Source organism: Allobosea sp. Root670 (assembly GCF_001429415.1).
GTDB classification, from domain to species: Bacteria; Pseudomonadota; Alphaproteobacteria; order Rhizobiales; family Beijerinckiaceae; genus Allobosea; species Allobosea robiniae.
In genome coordinates this window covers 336,718-352,930 of record NZ_LMJU01000001.1, presented here as the reverse complement: position 1 = coordinate 352,930, position 16,213 = coordinate 336,718, and the positions used below count along the sequence as shown (strand labels likewise).

The 16,213-nt window shown below is 65.5% G+C and carries 17 protein-coding genes and 1 pseudogene; 9 read left to right on the top strand and 9 right to left on the bottom strand.

Translation table 11 applies throughout. The annotated features are described in order from the left end of the window. Nucleotides 1-25 precede the first annotated feature (25 nt). Nucleotides 26-1,111 (top strand): COX15/CtaA family protein, encoded by a 1,086-nt coding sequence (locus ASE61_RS01555; protein ID WP_413813523.1) that lies wholly within the window; start codon nt 26-28, stop codon nt 1,109-1,111. A gap of 111 nt (nt 1,112-1,222) precedes the next feature. On the opposite strand, the gene ASE61_RS01550 is transcribed toward ASE61_RS01555, so the two are convergent. The 3 genes from ASE61_RS01550 to ASE61_RS01540 form a co-directional block, all read right to left on the bottom strand. Continuing rightward, a complete protein-coding gene (locus tag ASE61_RS01550; RefSeq protein WP_061963973.1) occupies nt 1,223-2,500 on the bottom strand; it encodes an O-acetylhomoserine aminocarboxypropyltransferase in 1,278 nt (425 codons plus the stop codon). An 87-nt stretch (nt 2,501-2,587) separates the two neighbouring features. After that, on the bottom strand, nt 2,588-3,118 hold the full coding sequence (locus ASE61_RS01545; protein WP_061963971.1) for a CoA-binding protein: 531 nt from the start codon (nt 3,116-3,118) through the stop codon (nt 2,588-2,590). 111 nt (nt 3,119-3,229) lie between these two features. Further along, nucleotides 3,230-4,042, bottom strand: a complete 813-nt coding sequence (locus ASE61_RS01540; RefSeq protein WP_061963969.1) for an enoyl-CoA hydratase — start codon at nt 4,040-4,042, stop codon at nt 3,230-3,232. 90 nt (nt 4,043-4,132) lie between these two features. On the opposite strand from ASE61_RS01540, the gene ASE61_RS01535 reads away from it, so the two are divergent. Beyond that, on the top strand, nt 4,133-4,561 hold the full coding sequence (locus tag ASE61_RS01535; RefSeq protein WP_061963967.1) for a PaaI family thioesterase: 429 nt from the start codon (nt 4,133-4,135) through the stop codon (nt 4,559-4,561). A gap of 23 nt (nt 4,562-4,584) precedes the next feature. Here ASE61_RS01535 and ASE61_RS01530 read toward each other — a convergent pair whose 3' ends face one another. Both ASE61_RS01530 and ASE61_RS01525 read right to left on the bottom strand, forming a co-directional pair. After that, on the bottom strand, nt 4,585-5,022 hold the full coding sequence (locus ASE61_RS01530) for a carboxymuconolactone decarboxylase family protein (RefSeq protein WP_244492688.1): 438 nt from the start codon (nt 5,020-5,022) through the stop codon (nt 4,585-4,587). Then, nucleotides 4,925-5,356 (bottom strand): MerR family transcriptional regulator, encoded by a 432-nt coding sequence (locus tag ASE61_RS01525; protein ID WP_061963963.1) that lies wholly within the window; start codon nt 5,354-5,356, stop codon nt 4,925-4,927. Before ASE61_RS01525 ends, ASE61_RS01530 begins: the two co-directional genes overlap by 98 nt. Nucleotides 5,357-5,692: 336 nt before the next feature. Between ASE61_RS01525 and rplM the strand changes: the two genes are divergently transcribed. The 6 genes and pseudogenes from rplM to ASE61_RS01495 all read left to right on the top strand — a co-directional run bounded on the left by rplM (nt 5,693) and on the right by ASE61_RS01495 (nt 10,329). Then, the gene (gene rplM / locus ASE61_RS01520; RefSeq protein ID WP_061963961.1) at nt 5,693-6,154 is read left to right on the top strand and encodes a 50S ribosomal protein L13; all 462 of its coding nucleotides are present in this window, start codon (nt 5,693-5,695) and stop codon (nt 6,152-6,154) included. Between the two features lie 2 nt (nt 6,155-6,156). Continuing rightward, nucleotides 6,157-6,636 (top strand): 30S ribosomal protein S9, encoded by a 480-nt coding sequence (gene rpsI, locus ASE61_RS01515; protein ID WP_061963959.1) that lies wholly within the window; start codon nt 6,157-6,159, stop codon nt 6,634-6,636. 97 nt (nt 6,637-6,733) lie between these two features. After that, nucleotides 6,734-7,482 (top strand): annotated as a pseudogene (locus ASE61_RS01510) (SDR family oxidoreductase). A 50-nt stretch (nt 7,483-7,532) separates the two neighbouring features. After that, nucleotides 7,533-7,811, top strand: coding sequence for a hypothetical protein (locus ASE61_RS01505; RefSeq protein WP_061963957.1), 279 nt, complete (start codon nt 7,533-7,535; stop codon nt 7,809-7,811). Between the two features lie 376 nt (nt 7,812-8,187). Further along, a complete protein-coding gene (gene argC, locus ASE61_RS01500) occupies nt 8,188-9,123 on the top strand; it encodes an N-acetyl-gamma-glutamyl-phosphate reductase (protein WP_061963955.1) in 936 nt (311 codons plus the stop codon). A 105-nt stretch (nt 9,124-9,228) separates the two neighbouring features. Then, entirely contained in the window at nt 9,229-10,329 is a 1,101-nt protein-coding gene (locus ASE61_RS01495) for a helix-turn-helix transcriptional regulator (RefSeq protein WP_156406949.1), read from the top strand. Between the two features lie 304 nt (nt 10,330-10,633). Here the strand turns inward: ASE61_RS01495 and ASE61_RS01490 are convergent, their stop codons facing one another. Next, nucleotides 10,634-11,482, bottom strand: a complete 849-nt coding sequence (locus ASE61_RS01490) for a fumarylacetoacetate hydrolase family protein (protein ID WP_061963951.1) — start codon at nt 11,480-11,482, stop codon at nt 10,634-10,636. A gap of 429 nt (nt 11,483-11,911) precedes the next feature. Between ASE61_RS01490 and ASE61_RS01485 the strand changes: the two genes are divergently transcribed. Then, nucleotides 11,912-13,255 carry an OmpP1/FadL family transporter gene (locus tag ASE61_RS01485; protein WP_162260049.1) on the top strand — a complete coding sequence of 448 codons (1,344 nt, stop codon included), beginning with the start codon at nt 11,912-11,914 and terminating at the stop codon, nt 13,253-13,255. Nucleotides 13,256-13,361: 106 nt separating this feature from the next. Here the strand turns inward: ASE61_RS01485 and ASE61_RS01480 are convergent, their stop codons facing one another. The 3 genes from ASE61_RS01480 to phaC form a co-directional block, all read right to left on the bottom strand. Continuing rightward, nucleotides 13,362-14,087: a DUF1028 domain-containing protein gene (locus ASE61_RS01480; RefSeq protein WP_061963947.1), complete on the bottom strand. Its 726-nt coding sequence runs from the start codon at nt 14,085-14,087 to the stop codon at nt 13,362-13,364. A 3-nt stretch (nt 14,088-14,090) separates the two neighbouring features. Beyond that, nucleotides 14,091-14,222, bottom strand: a complete 132-nt coding sequence (locus ASE61_RS27365) for a hypothetical protein (RefSeq protein ID WP_274532842.1) — start codon at nt 14,220-14,222, stop codon at nt 14,091-14,093. A gap of 64 nt (nt 14,223-14,286) precedes the next feature. Next, entirely contained in the window at nt 14,287-16,104 is a 1,818-nt protein-coding gene (gene phaC, locus ASE61_RS01475) for a class I poly(R)-hydroxyalkanoic acid synthase (RefSeq protein WP_061963946.1), read from the bottom strand. Nucleotides 16,105-16,213: the final 109 nt, after the last annotated feature.

Here is a 16,213-nt window from a genome sequence, read left to right as displayed (position 1 = left end):
TGAAGCGATGCGCGCCCAAAGATCCCTGCCTGCGACCGAAAGCCCGCCCGTGACCCTCGCCCTCGATCAGACACGCGCCGAAGCGAAGGCCGATCATGCCGGCATCCGCCGCTGGCTCTGGATCGTGGCCGGCCTCGTCTTCCTGATGGTCGTGGTCGGCGGCGCGACGCGGCTCACCGGCTCCGGCCTCTCGATCACCGAATGGAAGCCGATCACCGGGGCGATGCCGCCGCTTTCCGCCGATGCCTGGGCCGAGGAATTCGGCAAGTACCGCGCGAGCCCGCAATACCAGCTCCTCAACGAGGGCATGAGCCTCGGCCAGTTCCAGTTCATCTACTGGTGGGAATGGGGCCACCGCCAGCTCGGCCGCTTCATCGGGCTGATCTATCTCGCCGGCTTCCTCGTCGTCGCCTTGCGCCGCGCTCTGCCGGCCCGGCAGATCGCGACGCTGTTCGGCATGGGTCTGCTGCTCGGCCTGCAGGGCACGATCGGCTGGATCATGGTCGCGTCGGGTCTCCAGCCCGGCATGGTCGCGGTCGCACCGGTCAAGCTGACGCTGCATCTGACTTTCGCCGGCCTGTTCTTCGCCTCGGTCGTCGCCTTCGCGACGACATTGACGCCGCTGCGCCGGATCGAGCCGGCGCGAGGCAGGGGAACCGCATGGCTCCTGCTGCTCCTGATCTTCGTGCAGATCGCGCTCGGCGGGCTCGTCGCCGGCTCCAAGGCGGGCTTCACCTTCAACACCTGGCCGCTGATGGATGGCGCGCTGGTGCCGCCCGGCTCACAGCTCTTCGCCCGGACGCCGTTCTGGGAGAACTTCGTCGACAATGTCGCGCTGGTGCAGTTCAACCACCGCATCGGCGCCTACATCCTTTTCGCCGTCGCGTCGTGGAATGTGCTGAGATTGCGCCGGGCGGCGCCAGGATCGGGCAGCGCCAAGCGTTCGACTGCCATCGCTGGGCTCGTGCTGGCGCAATCGGCGCTCGGCGTCGTCACGCTGTTGCTGGTGGTGCCGCTCTGGGCCGGGCTCGCCCATCAGGCGCTCGGCTTCGCCGTGCTGGCGATGGGCGTGGTCCACCTCACCCGCACCGAGCAGGCGTCGCGGGGTTAAAGAGCGTCATGCTCGGGCTTGACCCGAGCATCTCCCAAAGAAAAAGGCGCCGTTGCCGACGCCTCCTTTGTCATGAGATTCTCGGGTCAAGCCCGAGAATGACGCACTCGCTTAGGCCAGCGCCTGATCCAGATCCGCAATCAGATCCTCGACATCCTCGAGCCCGATCGAGAGGCGCACCACCTGCGGCCCCGCGCCGGACGCGGTCTTCTGCTCGTCGGTGAGCTGGCGATGCGTCGTCGAGGCCGGGTGGATCACCAGCGAGCGCGTGTCGCCGATATTGGCGAGATGCGAGAACAGCTTGAGGTTCGAGACCAGCTTGACGCCGGCGTCGTAGCCGCCCTTGAGGCCGAAGGTGAAGACCGCGCCGGCGCCCTTCGGCGTATAGCGCTTGGCCAATGCCTCGTATTTATCGCCGGCCAGGCCGGGATAGCTGACCCACTCTACCGCCGGATGCTTCTGGAGGTGCTCGGCGACCTTCTGTGTGCTCTCGCAATGGCGTTGCATGCGCAGCGGCAAGGTCTCGATGCCGGTCAGCAGCATGAAGGCGTTGAAGGGCGAGAGCGCGGGGCCGAGATCGCGCAGCCCGAGCACGCGGGTCGCGATGGCGAAGGCGAAATTGCCGAAGGTCTCGCCCAGCACCATGCCGTTATATTCCGGCCGCGGCTTGGAGAGCATCGGGTAGCGGTCGTCGCCGACCCAGTTGAACGAGCCGCCGTCGACGATCAGGCCGCCGATCGAGTTGCCATGGCCGCCGAGGAACTTGGTCGCCGAATGCACGACGATGTCGGCGCCGTGCTCGAACGGGCGCAGCAGGTAGGGCGAGGCCATCGTGTTGTCGACGATGAGTGGGATGTTGTGCTTCTTCGCGATCGCGCTGATTGCTGCGATATCGACGATGACACCGCCGGGATTGGCGATGGATTCGATGAAGATCGCCTTGGTCTTCGGCGTCACGGCGGCGGCGAAGCCTTCGAGATCGTCAGGATCGGCCCAGATCACGTTCCAGCCGAAGTTCTTGTAGGAATGGTTGAACTGGTTGATCGAGCCGCCATAGAGCTTGCGCGACGCCACGAATTCGTCGCCCGGCTGCAGCAGCGCGTGGAAGCACAGGAACTCGGCCGCATGGCCCGAGGCGACGGCGAGCGCGGCCGTGCCGCCCTCCAGCGCCGCGACGCGCTCTTCCAGCACCGCGTTCGTCGGGTTGCCGAGGCGGGTGTAGATATTGCCGAAGGCCTGCAGGCCGAACAGCGAGGCGGCATGGTCGACATCGTCGAAGACGAAGGAGGTCGTCTGATAGATCGGCGTGGCGCGTGCGCCGGTCGCTGCGTCGGGAGCCGCTCCGGCATGGATGGCGAGTGTGTGGAACCCCGGTGCGCGGTCGGTCATGGCTGCTCCCTATGGTCTGACGTCGAAAACGGATCGTTCGATTTAACGAACGGCTCGCGAGGCGTCAATTCGGAGCAGGCGGCGGGGTCAGGTGCCCGGCCGGTGGATCGTCAGCTTCTGGAAGCCCTTGCCGGCGAGCACCGGCTTCTTCGACGACAGGATGCGCGAATTGATGCCCTGCCAGCCGATCTCGCCGGAAAGACGGCCGTATTCGATCTTGGGACAACGGTTCATGATCACGGTGACGCCCTTCGCCTCGGCCCGGGCCGCGGCCTCGTCGTTGCGCACCGAAAGCTGCATCCAGATCACCTTGGGCAGCGGATCGAGCGCCAGCGCCTCGTCGGTGATCGGTCCGGCGGCTTGCGAGTTGCGGAAGATCTCGACCATGTCGATCGGGCCGGGGATGTCCTTCAGCGCGGCATAGACCGTCTTGCCGAGGATCGTCTGGCCAGCGAGGCCGGGATTGACCGGGATCACGTCATAGCCGCGGTCGAGCAGGTATTTCGTCACGATCCAGCTTGGCCGCGCCTCGTTGGCGGAGGCGCCGACCAGCGCGACCCGCTTCACGGATTTCAGGATGTCGCGGATCAGGCTGTCGGGATAGGCGTCGTGGGTCATGGGGGACACTCTGCGTCATTCTCGGGCGGAGCGAAGCGCAGACCCGAGAATCTCTTCGATAGGGGTTTCTGGTTTACGAGATGCCCGGGTCAAGCCCGGGCACGACGGCCTTCACCCCTCCCACACCGGCGCGCGCTTTTCGACGAAAGCGCCGATGCCCTCCTCGGCGTCGCGCGCCAGCATGTTCTCGACCATCACGGCTGAGGCGTGATCATAGGCCGCCTTCAGCCCCATCTCGCTCTGCTCGTAGAAGGCGCGCTTGCCGATCTTGACGGTCGCCGGTGACTTCGAGGCGATGATCGCAGCAAGCCGCCGCGCCTCCGCCAGTGCGTCGCCGGCCGGCACGACGCGATTGACCAGCCCCATCCGGGCCGCTTCGTCCGCCGGCACAATCTCGCCCAGCAGCAGCATTTCCAGCGCATGCTTGGCCGAGAGGTTGCGCGAGAGCGCGACCATCGGCGTCGAACAGAACAACCCGATATGGACGCCCGGCGTGCAGAAGCGGGCGCCTTCGCCTGCCACCGCGAGGTCGCAACTCGCGACGAGCTGGCAACCTGCGGCCGTCGCCGTGCCCTCGACGGCTGCGATCACCGGCTGGGGCAGGGCGGTGATCTGCTGCATCATGGCCGAGCAGCGCCCGAGAATGTCAGTGAAGTAGCTTCGCCCCCGATCGGCATCGGCGCGATGGGCGGTCATCTCCTTGAGATCGTGCCCGGCGCTGAATACTGGTCCGGCCGCCGTGAGGATCACGACCTTGACCGATCGATCGGTGGCGATGGCGGCAAAGGTCTCGCTCAGCGCCGCCAGCATCGCCTCGCTCAGCGGGTTGCGCGCTTGCGGGCGGTTCAGCGTCAGCGTCGCGATGCCGCCGGCGTCCTGGCGCAGCAGGACGGGCGCGGCCTCCGGCTGATGATGGGCGTTCATGGCGCTTCCTTTCCGCATTTCCGCCTATTGTCGGAGCCGGCCCGCCATGCTGCAAGGGGAGAAGTCCCGCCTCAGCCTTCGGTTTTCCGCATGACGACCCGCATGAGCGCCTCCGAGATCGATGCCTATCTCGACGAGGTCTTCCCGCAGCTTCATTATGGCGGGCGCACCTATTTCATCGAGGCGGTCGGGCTGATGACGGCCCGGATGCGCTGCGACTATCATGAGAAGCATCTGCGCCCGGGCGGCACGATCTCGGGCCCGACCATGATGGCACTGGCCGATCTCGCGCTCTATGCGGCGATCCTCGCCCAGATCGGGCCGGTCGGCCTTGCGGTGACGACGAGCCTCAATTTCAACTTCCTGCGCAAGCCCGGCCAGACGGCGCTGATCGGCGAAGCCAAGCTGCTCAAGCTCGGCAAGCGGCTCGCGGTCGGCGAGGTCTGCCTCTATTCGCAAGGGGAGACCGAGCTGGTCTGCCACGCGACCGGGACCTATTCGATCCCAGTCGCGCGGTAACTGCTTGCCGCTCTTGTGCCGCCTCAGGCCGCTTGCTGGAGAGCCCGCGCCGCAAAGACCTCCTTTGCGGCGAAGAGCCCGTTGAGGGCGGCGGGAAAACCGGCATAGACGGCCATCTGGATCAGCACTTCCACGATCTCGTCGCGGCTGAGCCCGACATTCAACCCAGCCTCGATATGCACCTTCAGTTGCGATGTCGCATTGCCGAGCGCGGCCAGGGCCGCAATCGTCGCGATCTCCCGCTGTCTGAGATCGAGGCCCGAGCGCGTGTAGATGTCGCCGAAGGGAAATTCGACGATGTAGCGTGCAAAGTCGGGCGCGATATCGGCAAGCTGGTCGATCACCCTGGTTCCGGCTTCGCCGTCAATGGCCGCCAGGGCCTGCCAGCCTCTCTCGAACCGCTCGTTCGTGTCGTTCTGTTGTTGCGTCATGGTTCGTCTCCACCGTGTCCAGGCCGGCATAGCCGGCGATCTTGGTGTCGAGGACGGCAAGGCAGGCCTGAAGCTCGGCGACATGAGCCTGGACCTTGGCTCGATGCTCCATCAGCAGAAGGCGGCGGTCTTCCTCCGTTGCAGGGCCGCGTTCGCGCAGGCGTGCATATCGCAGCATGTCGCGGATCGGCATTCCGGCCGTCTTCAGACGGCCGATGAAGTCGATCCAGGACAGAATGGAGGCGTCGTATTCGCGGTGTTGGGACGAGGCGCGAGAGGCATAAGGCAGCAGCTTGATTCGCTCGTAATAGCGGATCGTATGCGCCGACAGCCCGGTGCGCCTCGCGAGGTCCCCGATCTTCATGGTTCGCCTTGTTCGTCGTGACGCAGACCTAGCTACATCTTTGAGTGCACTCTAAGTCAAGGGCGGGCCACGGCATTGGTTTGGCGATGCCTCAAGCACATCCTGTGTTCCAATTTGCCGGGCGAGCGCGTGATGGGGCAGGGAATGGTGCGGCGTTGGAGATGAAAGCGGTATCCTGATACCATTTCGTTCATCGCTATGAGAAAATTGCATTTTTCGGGTTTTGCGTTTTCGTGAATGCTTGACAGCCGGCTTCCTTGCCCCTATCCCGACGCCACACCGCCGCCGGGCTCTCCGGCGGCTTGTCCTTTTTTAACGCAACCGAAGGGTGCCGCGATGAAGACCGTCTCGCTCAAGCCCGCCGATGTCGAAAAGAAGTGGGTTGTGATCGACGCCTCCGGGCTCGTCGTCGGCCGTCTCGCCTCCGTTGTGGCGATGCGTCTGCGCGGCAAGCACAAGGCGGCGTACACCCCCCATGTCGACTGCGGCGACAATGTCATCGTGATCAACGCCGAGAAGGTCTCCCTGACCGGCCGCAAGCGCGAGCAGAAGAACTACTATCACCACACGGGCTTCCCGGGTGGCATCAAGGAGCGTTCGGCCAAGTTCATCCTGGAAGGCCGCTTCCCTGAGCGTATCCTCGAGAAGGCCGTCGAGCGCATGCTGCCGCGCGGGCCGCTCTTCCGCCAGATCCTTGGCAACCTGCGCGTCTACAAGGGCGCGGAGCATCCGCATGCTGCTCAGTCGCCGGAGGCGCTCGACGTCGCCGCGCTCAACAGCAAGAACAAGAGGGTCTGACGATGGCCGAGGTTCTTCAGTCTCTCTCCCAGCTCGGCGAAGTCGCCAAGCCCGAGCAGCCCGCCGCTCCCGTCCACGTCAAGAAGGTCGATGCGCAGGGCCGCGCCTATGCCACCGGCAAGCGCAAGAACGCCATCGCTCGCGTCTGGATCAAGCCCGGCTCGGGCAAGGTCACCGTCAACGGCCGCGACCAGGAGGTCTACTTCGCCCGCCCGGTGCTGCGCCTCGTGCTCAAGCAGCCGCTGCAGCTCGTCGACCGCGTGACCCAGTACGACGTCGTCGTCTCGGTCAAGGGCGGCGGCCTCTCCGGCCAGGCCGGCGCGGTGCGCCACGGCATCTCCAAGGCGCTGACCTTCTACGAGCCGGAGCTTCGCGGCCCGCTCAAGAAGGAAGGCTTCCTGACCCGCGACTCGCGTGTCGTCGAGCGTAAGAAGTTCGGCAAGGCCAAGGCCCGCCGCAGCTTCCAGTTCTCGAAGCGCTGATCGTTTCCCGATCATCCGGTATGCGGAAGGGCGGCTCGCAAGAGCCGCCCTTTTCGTATTGGCTGTCCCTGTCGCGCCCAATCAGCAGGAGCCTGCCATGAGCCGCCCCGTTCTTCTCGTCACCGGCGGCAGCCGCGGCATCGGCGCCGCGATCTGCATCATGGCTGCCGGGCGCGGCTACGACGTCGCGGTGAACTACCAGAGCAACGCCAAGGCCGCGGCCGAAGTCGTCGCGGCCTGCGAGGCGGCAGGCGCGAAGGCTGTGGCGCTGCAGGGCGACATGGCTGATGTCACCGACATCATCCGCATCTTTGCCGAGGCGAAGGCGGCGCTGGGCCCGCTGACCCATGTCGTCAACAATGCCGGCATCACCGGCAAGTCGGGGCCGCTCGTCGACGCCGATACCGCCCTCATCCGCGAATGCATCGACGTCAACGTCACCGGGGCGATCCTTGTCGCGCGGGAGGCGGCCCGCGCGCTGATGGCGAACGAAGGCGTGCAGGGCAGGGCGATCGTGAACATCTCCTCCGTTGCGGCCGAGCTGGGCTCGCCGAATATGTCTGGTACGCCGCCTCGAAGGGAGCCGTGGATTCCCTGACCATCGGCCTCGCCAAGGAGCTCGCGCCGCACGGTGTCCGCGTGAACGCGGTGGCACCCGGCATCACCGAGACGGAGATCCATGCGCTGTCCACCGGCGAGGCTGGTCGCGTCGCCCGGATCGCGCCGCTGATTCCGCTGAAGCGCGCTGCGACCGCCGAAGAGATCGCCGAGGCGGTGCTGTTCCTGCTCTCGGAGGCATCGAGCTACACGACCGGCATCATTCTCAAGGTCGCTGGCGGGCGCTAGCTTCGGCGGCAGGCCTCGCGCAATCCGCGCCTCTGATGTAGCAAATGCCCATGCGCGTCCTTCTTGTCCTGATCGCCTTCGGCATGATCGCGGTGCCGGCCCTGCTCATGCTGGCGCGTGAGGAACTCCCGCGCGCGCAGCGCATCGGCCGGGCACTACTCGTCTTCCTCGCTCCGGCGGTGGCGCTCGGGCTGATCCACGGCGTGTCGGACCTCGATGGCCGGGCGCTCAACAACCCCAATGCCTGGACGATGCTGCGGCTCGTCCTGACCGCGCTCGCCCTTATCCTGCCCTGGTGCCTCTATGTCTGGCTGACCGCGCGCCGCTGACCGTTCGAGACGTCCACGGACGAAGCCACCGGCATGTCGAAACGATCCGCGAAAGCATTGAATCGCTTTGCGAGGAAAGACCGCGAAGCGATTCCCGCGCTTCAACTTTCGTGCCCGACAAGTCCATCGTCATTGCTTCGCTGTGCTCGCAGTGACGGGACCGGAGCGCAAGCTCCGATTGACAGCTCGCTCAAGCGCGAACATATACGAGGCCATGATGACGAGCTTCACCCGACGTCGCCCCTGTCAGGCCGCCCCGGCGCGCCCGCGATGACGTTCGGCTGAAGCCCGAATGCCCGCGACCGCGCCCGAGGCGCGGTTTTTTTATGCCCGAAGCCCATCCATTGCTGTGTCTGCCCAGCCACCGGGGATCCCGATGAGCCAGAACCTGAAAACCATCTTCATCGACGGCGAAGCCGGCACCACCGGGCTCGGCATCCGCGAACGTCTGGCCGCGGTGCCGGAGGTCGCGGTCAAGAGCATCGACCCCGACAAGCGCAAGGACCCTGCCGCGCGCAAGGACATGATGGCGAGCGTCGATCTCGTCGTGCTCTGCCTGCCCGACGAGGCTGCGAAGGAATCGGTCGCGCTGGCTGATCAGCTTGGCTCCGATGCGCCCAAGATCGTCGATGCCGCGACCGCACATCGCGTCGCTCCGGGCTGGGTCTACGGCTTCGCCGAGCTCGAGCCCGGCCATGCCGGGAAGATCGCCAAAGCCGACCGCGTTGCCAATCCCGGCTGCTATCCGACCGGCGCCATCGCGCTCTTGCGCCCGCTCGTCGATGCCGGGCTGATGGCGCAGGACCATCCGGTCACGGTCAATGCCGTCTCCGGCTATTCCGGCGGCGGCAAGTCGATGATCGAGGATTTCGAGACCGGCGTCGCTCCGGCCTTCGAGCTTTACGGCCTCGGCCTGCGCCACAAGCACCTGCCTGAATTGCAGGCCTATGCCCGCCTGACCCGGCGGCCGATCTTCGTGCCTTCCGTCGGCAATTTCCGGCAGGGCATGCTGGTCTCGGTGCCGCTGCACCTCGATGCGCTTCCCGGACGGCCCGGCATCGCCGATCTCCACCACGCCCTGGCCGAGCGCTATGCCGGCTCGACCTATGTCAGCGTCGTCCCGCAGGACGGGAAGGGTGGCAAGATCGAGCCGGAAGCGCTGAACGACACCAACAAGCTGGAGCTCACGGTGTTCGGGCAGGACGATCTCGGCCAGGCGGTGCTGGTCGCGCGGCTCGACAATCTCGGCAAGGGCGCGTCGGGTGCGGCGGTGCAGAACATCCGCCTGATGCTCGGCCTGCCGGAGGGCTGAGCCGCAGCCTGTGGCTTTCACCTAAAAATGCATCTGATCTCCATCATTTGAAGGAGACATTTGCGCGCGGAGCGTTAGATTGTTGGTCCCGCGAGAGGGATGGACGTGGCAGGCAGCGAGTTCGAGAATGCGTTGATCGACGGCATCTACGAAGCCGCGATCGTGCCTGAGAGTTGGCCCGCCGTGCTCCGCGACACGGCCCGGATCGCCAGCTGCCGCGAGGCGCTGCTCGGAACGGTTCTGCATGACGACGTGCGTCTGCTCGCCTCGTCGCCCGAATTCGGTGACGACTACGAGGAAGTCCTGCGCCGCATCCCGTTTGGGGTCAACGAGCGGGCGCAGCGCCTGCTCGCGCATGGACGCCACGGCTTTATCACCGACGAGGATGTTTTCAGCCGCGACGAGCTCGCGCGCGAGCCGGTCTATCAGGACTTCCTGATCCCGGCCGGATACGGCTCCGGGGTCGCGACGGTGATTGCGGCTCCGACCGGCGACACCACGATCGTCCATTGCGAGCGGACCTTTGCCGAAGGCACCGTCGATGGGCAGGCCATCGCCGCGCTGGATCGCTTGCGCCCGCATTTCGCCCGGGCCGGGCTGCTTGGGCGCCGGCTGGCGATGGAGCGTGCGCGCGCCGCTTCGCAGGCTCTCGAGCTTATGGGGCTTCCGGCGGCGGTTCTCGGTCTGCGTGGCCATGTGCTCGATGCCAACGCCCTGTTCCAGGACCTGATTCCAGGGGTGTTTCTCGATCGCGCGGCGCGCCTTTCCCTCGCCTACGGCCCGGCCGACGACATGCTCGCGACGGTGATCGCGGGCTTCTCGCGCGCGGACCTGCCCCAGCCCGTCCGTTCCCTGCCGATTCCGGCCTGGCGCGGTACGAATCCGATGGTCGTGCATGTCGCGCCCGTGCGGGGCCGCGCGCGCGACATCTTCTCCTTTGCGGGGGCCATCATCGTCGCCACGCCGGTTGCAGCGGGGGCGGGGCCTGATGCCGGCCTGATCGCCGGCTTGTTCGATCTGACTCCGGCCGAGGCGCGGCTGGCAGCGGCCATAGCCGCCGGACACCCGCCGCGGGCTGCGGCCGTGCGTCTCGGCGTGACCGAGGCCACGGCGCGCACGACGCTGAAACGCATCCTCGCCAAGACCGGCACGCGCCGGCAGGCCGATCTCGTCGGCCTGCTGAAGAGCGCGGCCGGGCCGCGCTGAGGTCGTTGCGAGCAGATCGGGAAATCCGTTCGCTACCATCGGGAAAGTCGGTGGATCGGCCGGAGTAAGCCGATTTTTCCGCCGGATATTCCGTCTAGAAAGCAAAAAAGCCCCCATTTGGGGGTGGAAAATCGGTTCTGTGCAGCCATGGTGGTGGGGCTCGACAAGGCCGCAGGGCCTGGAGGCGGGCACAGCTTGCACTGCCGAAGCCGGGTCAAGCAGCTTCGGCAGTGCCTTTTCGCGCTGCCCGCATGCCGAGGCTTCCCGCTGACATGAAAAGGGGCGCCGTAGCGCCCCTCCTGGATCAGCCCTTGTAGGGCACGAAGTTCTGCTTCTGCTCGCCGAGCCCCTCGATGCCGAGGGTGACGACCTCGCCGCCCTTGAGGAAGCGCGGCGGCTTGAAGCCGAGGCCGACGCCGGGAGGCGTGCCGGTGGTGATGACGTCACCCGGATCGAGGCGCATGAACTGGCTGATATAGTGGACCAGATAGGCCGCGCCGAAGATCATCGTCTTGGTCGAGCCGTTCTGCACGCGCTCGCCATCGACCTCGAGCCACATGCCGAGATTCTGGATGTCCTTGACCTCGTCGGTGGTGACGAGCCACGGACCGAGCGGGCCGAAGGTCGGGCAGCCCTTGCCCTTGGCCCACTGGCCGCCGCGCTCCTGCTGGAAGGCGCGCTCCGAGACGTCGTTGCAGACGCAGAAGCCGGCGATCGCGGCAAGCGCGTCCTTCTCCTCGATATAGGAGCCGCCATCGCCGATCACGATGGCGAGTTCGACTTCCCAGTCGGTTTTCTGCGAGCCCTTCGGGATGATCACGTCGTCATTGGGCCCGACGATGCAGTTCGGGGCCTTGTTGAACAGGATCGGTTCCTTCGGGATCTCGGCGCCGGTCTCCGCCGCGTGGTCGGCGAAGTTCAGGCCGACGGCGATGAAGTTGCGGACATCCGCGACGCAGGCGCCGATGCGCGGCGAGCCTGAGACCAGGGGCAGCGATTCCGGCGAGAGCGCCTTGATCTTGGCGAGCGAGGCCGCGGTCAGCGCCTTGCCGGCGAGGTCTGGAATGACGCCGGACAGGTCGCGCAACCCGCCCTTGGCATCGAGAAGGGCCGGTTTCTCCTGGCCGGGTGCGCCGTAGCGGAGCAGTTTCAAGGTGTTTCCCCCGTTTCAAACGATCTAAATGGGTCGGGGATTCTGATCGGATGCCGGCCCGAAACACAAGCCCGTCACCGCGCATAGCGTATCCGCGGCGCGCAGGCGGGTGGGTTGTTGCCGGAATGCCACGACTCTTTTCAAAGCGAAGTTTCCGACGAAGGGAGCAGCCGGGGGGAAGGGCGGCCGAAGACACTCAAAACCGGCAATAGTTCTCATATAAACTATACCTTTCTGAACGATCCCGCTGAAGCTTGTTCAGAAAAGGTCATTTTTGGAGAGTTTTGGAAGATCACGGGTCCAAATGGGCAGCTCGTAAGGCGAATCCGTGGCACGAGAAGCAGGATTGCGGCCGCAAACGGCTCAGGTCATGCTTCGAATCAAGCGAGGTATCTGGCCTCGAAAAACCTTGGAACCGGGATGGATTCGATGAAGGGCCTTGTTCGTACAGCCGCTGCCGCCTCGGTTTCGCTCGCTGCTCTCCTCGCGGCCGGAGCCGCCTCGGCGAGTTCCTTCGCCATCCGCAGCGGCCAGGGCGCCGAAGGTCTCGGCATGGCCTATGCTGGCTCGGCCTCGGGCGGCATCGGCATGAGCGCGATGGCCTGGAACCCCGCGACCATCACCATGTTCCCCGGCCGCACCAGCAACTGGAACTACACCTATCTCAACGCCAATGGCGACTATGAGCCGACGAGGCCCTCGCGGATCGGCGGTCCGGCCGCGCCGGCGCCGCTGAACCCGATCCAGTTCGGCACCGGCAATCTCGGTGGCGACGGCGCGATGATCCCTGCCTCGGCCAGCGCCTGGCAGCTCACCGATCGGCTCTGGGTCGGCATGACCACGGGTGCACCCTATGGCCTGCGTTCCAAGCCTGAAAACCAGGTTCACGCCGCCCAGGTTTACGGGCGTTCGGCCAAGGTCACGACCATCAACGTCTCGCCGACCGTCGGCTACAAGGTCAACGACTGGCTCTCGGTCGGCGCCGCTCTGCAGGTCCAGTACCTGAGCGCCAAGCTCAAGCAGGCCGGTGGCCTCGGGCCCGCGGCCTCCCCGGTCATTCTCGAAGGCGACACGATCGATTTCGGCTATCGCCTCGGCGTGACGCTGACCCCGTTCGAGGGAACCAATATCGGCGTGGCCTATCGTTCTGCGATCCGCCAGACGCTCGAAGGGTCGCTGGCCACGCCGACGCCGATCCTCGCTCGCTTCCCGGTCAAGGCCAACCTGAACCTGCCCGACTCGGTCGTCGTCGGCGTTTCGCAGGTCATCAACGACCAGTGGCAGGTCCATGCCGGGGTCGAGTGGACGAACTGGAGCCGCTTCCGCAACATCCCGATCGTCAACGAGCTCAACGGTCGTCCGCAGACCAGCCTGAATTTCCAGTATGACGACGCCTGGTTCTTCAGCGGCGGCGTCGAGTACAAGTACAGCAAGGACCTGACGCTGCGCGCCGGCATCGGATACGAGATGTCCGCGGTCAACGACCGCAACCGCACCATCTATATCTCCGATAATGATCGTCTCTGGCTCAGCGCCGGTGCGAGCTATCAGATCACCGATCGGATCAAGCTGGATCTCGGCTACACCTATATCGACGTGAAGAAGGCGTCGGTGAACTACAATCCGGGGCATCCGCAGTGGAACCCGGCCGTGCCGGTCTACTACGCCGCCGAAGCCAAGCCCTATGTTCATATCGCCTCGGTCGGCATCACCTATCGCTGGGACGATCCGAAGCAGACCGTCCCGGTGCAGCCGGTGGTCCGCAAATACTGAGCGGGACCGTTCCCGCGACAAGAGCCGGCCTTCGGGCCGGCTTTTTTGTTAGTGCGACTAGGGTCGGTCTGCGGCGTGTGCAGCCTGGACGGGAGCGAGGCGGGGCCTACTCGGGATGCCGGGCATTCCACGCCTCGGCATAGTCCGAGCACATGCGATAGACGGCATCGCGATTTGTGAAGCCTGCCGGGTTGGACCGGGACGGCAGGGCCGTTTGAAACGGCACATAGCCCTGATGGGCCAGCCGCCAAAGCCGTCGCAGCTCGTTCAGCGGTTCGGCATGATCGTCGATGCGCAGATCGAAGCTCGGAAATGGCGCCTCCGTCCAGATGCGGATCGCACAGGACTGCCGCCCTCGCTTGTCGCCTCCGACGCGTTCGCCGGCTTCCATGGCGACGATGAGGCGCTCGTCGAAATCAAGGGTTGCCGCCGCGAGATACGCCTTGAGGGTTTCTTCGACGACCTCCGGACCTGCCAGCATGTTTCCTGCGACGGAGACATCGGGGCCGCCGACGCTGCCGCTCCATTCGATGCATGCCGGGCCGGTATGGGCAGCCGCGCGGCCGGCGCGATCGATCAGATGCACCTGCCTGTGATCGCGGCCTTCATCGAGCGCCGCCAAGGCCGAGACGATCTCCTGCGCGGAGTAGCCTTCCTGCAGCATCCTCAGGCCATCGACGCCGAAGAACGGATTGGCGAAGGCCTGGGTCGCAATCACTCCGGTTCGGCCGGCTCCATAGGGAACGACGGCCCCAACCGCCAGCGCCCGCGACGCGCATAGCACGCCAAACGCGCCGGTCTGGGTGTCCCGCGCAACGATCGACCATGTCATGCGTCATTCCCTGACTTCGAAGAGGCGTGGAATAGCCGCCGCCACCATCGACATCCGGCCGTCGTCATCGACCTTGTGCCGAGCGTCCATGTCTGGCGTGGCGAAGAGCGGGAAATGCTCACGGAGAGGGCTCATCGAGCCGCCTCGGCGCGAAGGCGGGGATGGTCCCCACCAGGGCGGTCATGACGGCGACGAAAGCCTACGCCTTCACCTTCACATAGGTGCCGGGCGCGTCGGCGAGCGCCTTGAGCTTGCCGCCGCCGGGTTCGCGGGCCGGGACCTTCTTCGGCGCCTGGGCTTCAAGCCAGCTGAACCAATGCGGCCACCAGGACCCCGGATGCTCGTCCGCCTTGGCCAGCCAGTCGGCATAGCGGCCCTCCACCGGGCCGCCGGTCCAGTACTGGTACTTCACCTTCGCCGGTGAGTTGACGACGCCGGCGATATGACCCGATCCGGCGACGACATGTTCGACCGGCCCGCCGAAGCATTGCGAGCCGTTGAAGACCGACTGGGCCGGCGCGATGTGGTCCTCGCGCGCCGCGAGATTGTAAATCGGGATCGTCACCTGCTTGAGGTCGAGCGCCTTGCCGCCGATCCGCATCCCGCCCTTGGACAGCTTGTTGTCGAGATAGCAGTTGCGCAGATAGAAAGAGTGGTTCGCCGCTGGCATCCGCGTCGAATCCGAATTCCAGTAGAGCAGGTCAAAGGGCGTCGGCGCCTTGCCCTTCAGGTAGTTGTTGACGGCATAGGACCAGATCAGGTCGTTCGGCCGCAGCATGTTGAAGGCGCCCGACATGCGCGCGCCGTCGAGATAGCCGGTCTTGGCCATCTGCTCCTCAATGGCGCGGATCTGCTCCTCGTCGACGAAGACCGAGAGCTCGCCGGCCTGCGAGAAATCGACCTGCGTCGTGAAGAAGGTCGCGCTCTCGATGCGCTTGTCGCGTACCGCTGCCATATAGGCCAGCGTCACGCCCAGCAGCGTGCCGCCGACGCAGTAGCCGATCGCCGAGACCTTCTTTTCCCCGGTCGCTTCCTCGATCGTGTCGAGCGCGGCGAAGATGCCCTCGCGCATATAGCTCTCGAAATCCTTCGCGGCATGTCGCGCATCCGGATTGACCCAGGAGATGCAGAAGACGGTCAGCCCCTGCGCCACGCACCAGCGGATGAAGCTCTTCTCCGGATTGAGGTCGAGGATGTAGAACTTGTTGATCCAGGGCGGCACGATCAATAGCGGCCGCTTCAGCACCTGCGGGGTCGAGGGTGCATACTGGATCAGCTCGATGATCTCGTTGCGAAAGATCACCTTGCCCGGCGTCGTCGCGATATTGACGCCGACCTCGAAGGAGCCGCCATCGGACTGGCGGATCTTGAGTTCGCCGCCGCCGGCCTCGACGTCCTCAGCGTACATCTTCATGCCGCGCACGAGGTTCTCGCCGTTCTGCTGCATCGTCTCGCGCAGCAGTTCGGGATTGGTGGCGACGAAATTGGTCGGCGAGAGGGCGCCTGCGATCTGCTTGATGTAGAAACGGGCCTTCTCGCGCGTATGCGGGTCGAGATCGTCGGCCTTGTCGACCATGGTCTCGGCCCAGCGCGAGCCGATCAGATAGGCCTGCTTGATGAAGTCGAAGGTCGGGTGGTTCCAGTCGGGGTCCTTGAAGCGGCCGTCGCGCTTGTCCGGCTCGGCGACGGGCGCGACCTCCTCCCCGCTCGCACGCTTCAGCGCCGTGCTCCACAGGTTCATGAAGTCGCTGGTGAGGGACGCCTGCGCCTCGATGATCTTGGAGGGATCGTTGACCCAGCGCTCGGCGACGCGGCCGAGCGTCTTGACCATGTCGCTGGCCTCGTCGGCCTGGCCGGTCTTGGCCTCGCCGCGCTCGATCGGTTTGAGGTAGGCGGCGGTGATCTTGCCGTATTCCTCGACGAGCCGCCCCATATTCTGCGCGAACTGGTCGAAATCGGGAGCGGCGGCCTCGGCCGGGCCGGCGGTGTCCTTCGGCCTGTCGCTTTTCCCGCTCATGTCTCGCCCTTTCCCCCAGTCGTTATAGGATAGCGCATGGCGCTCCATTTTGGTCCTATTAAGGACGCAGCCGCTATGCTTTACCAAACAAAATCGACAACCGCTGGAT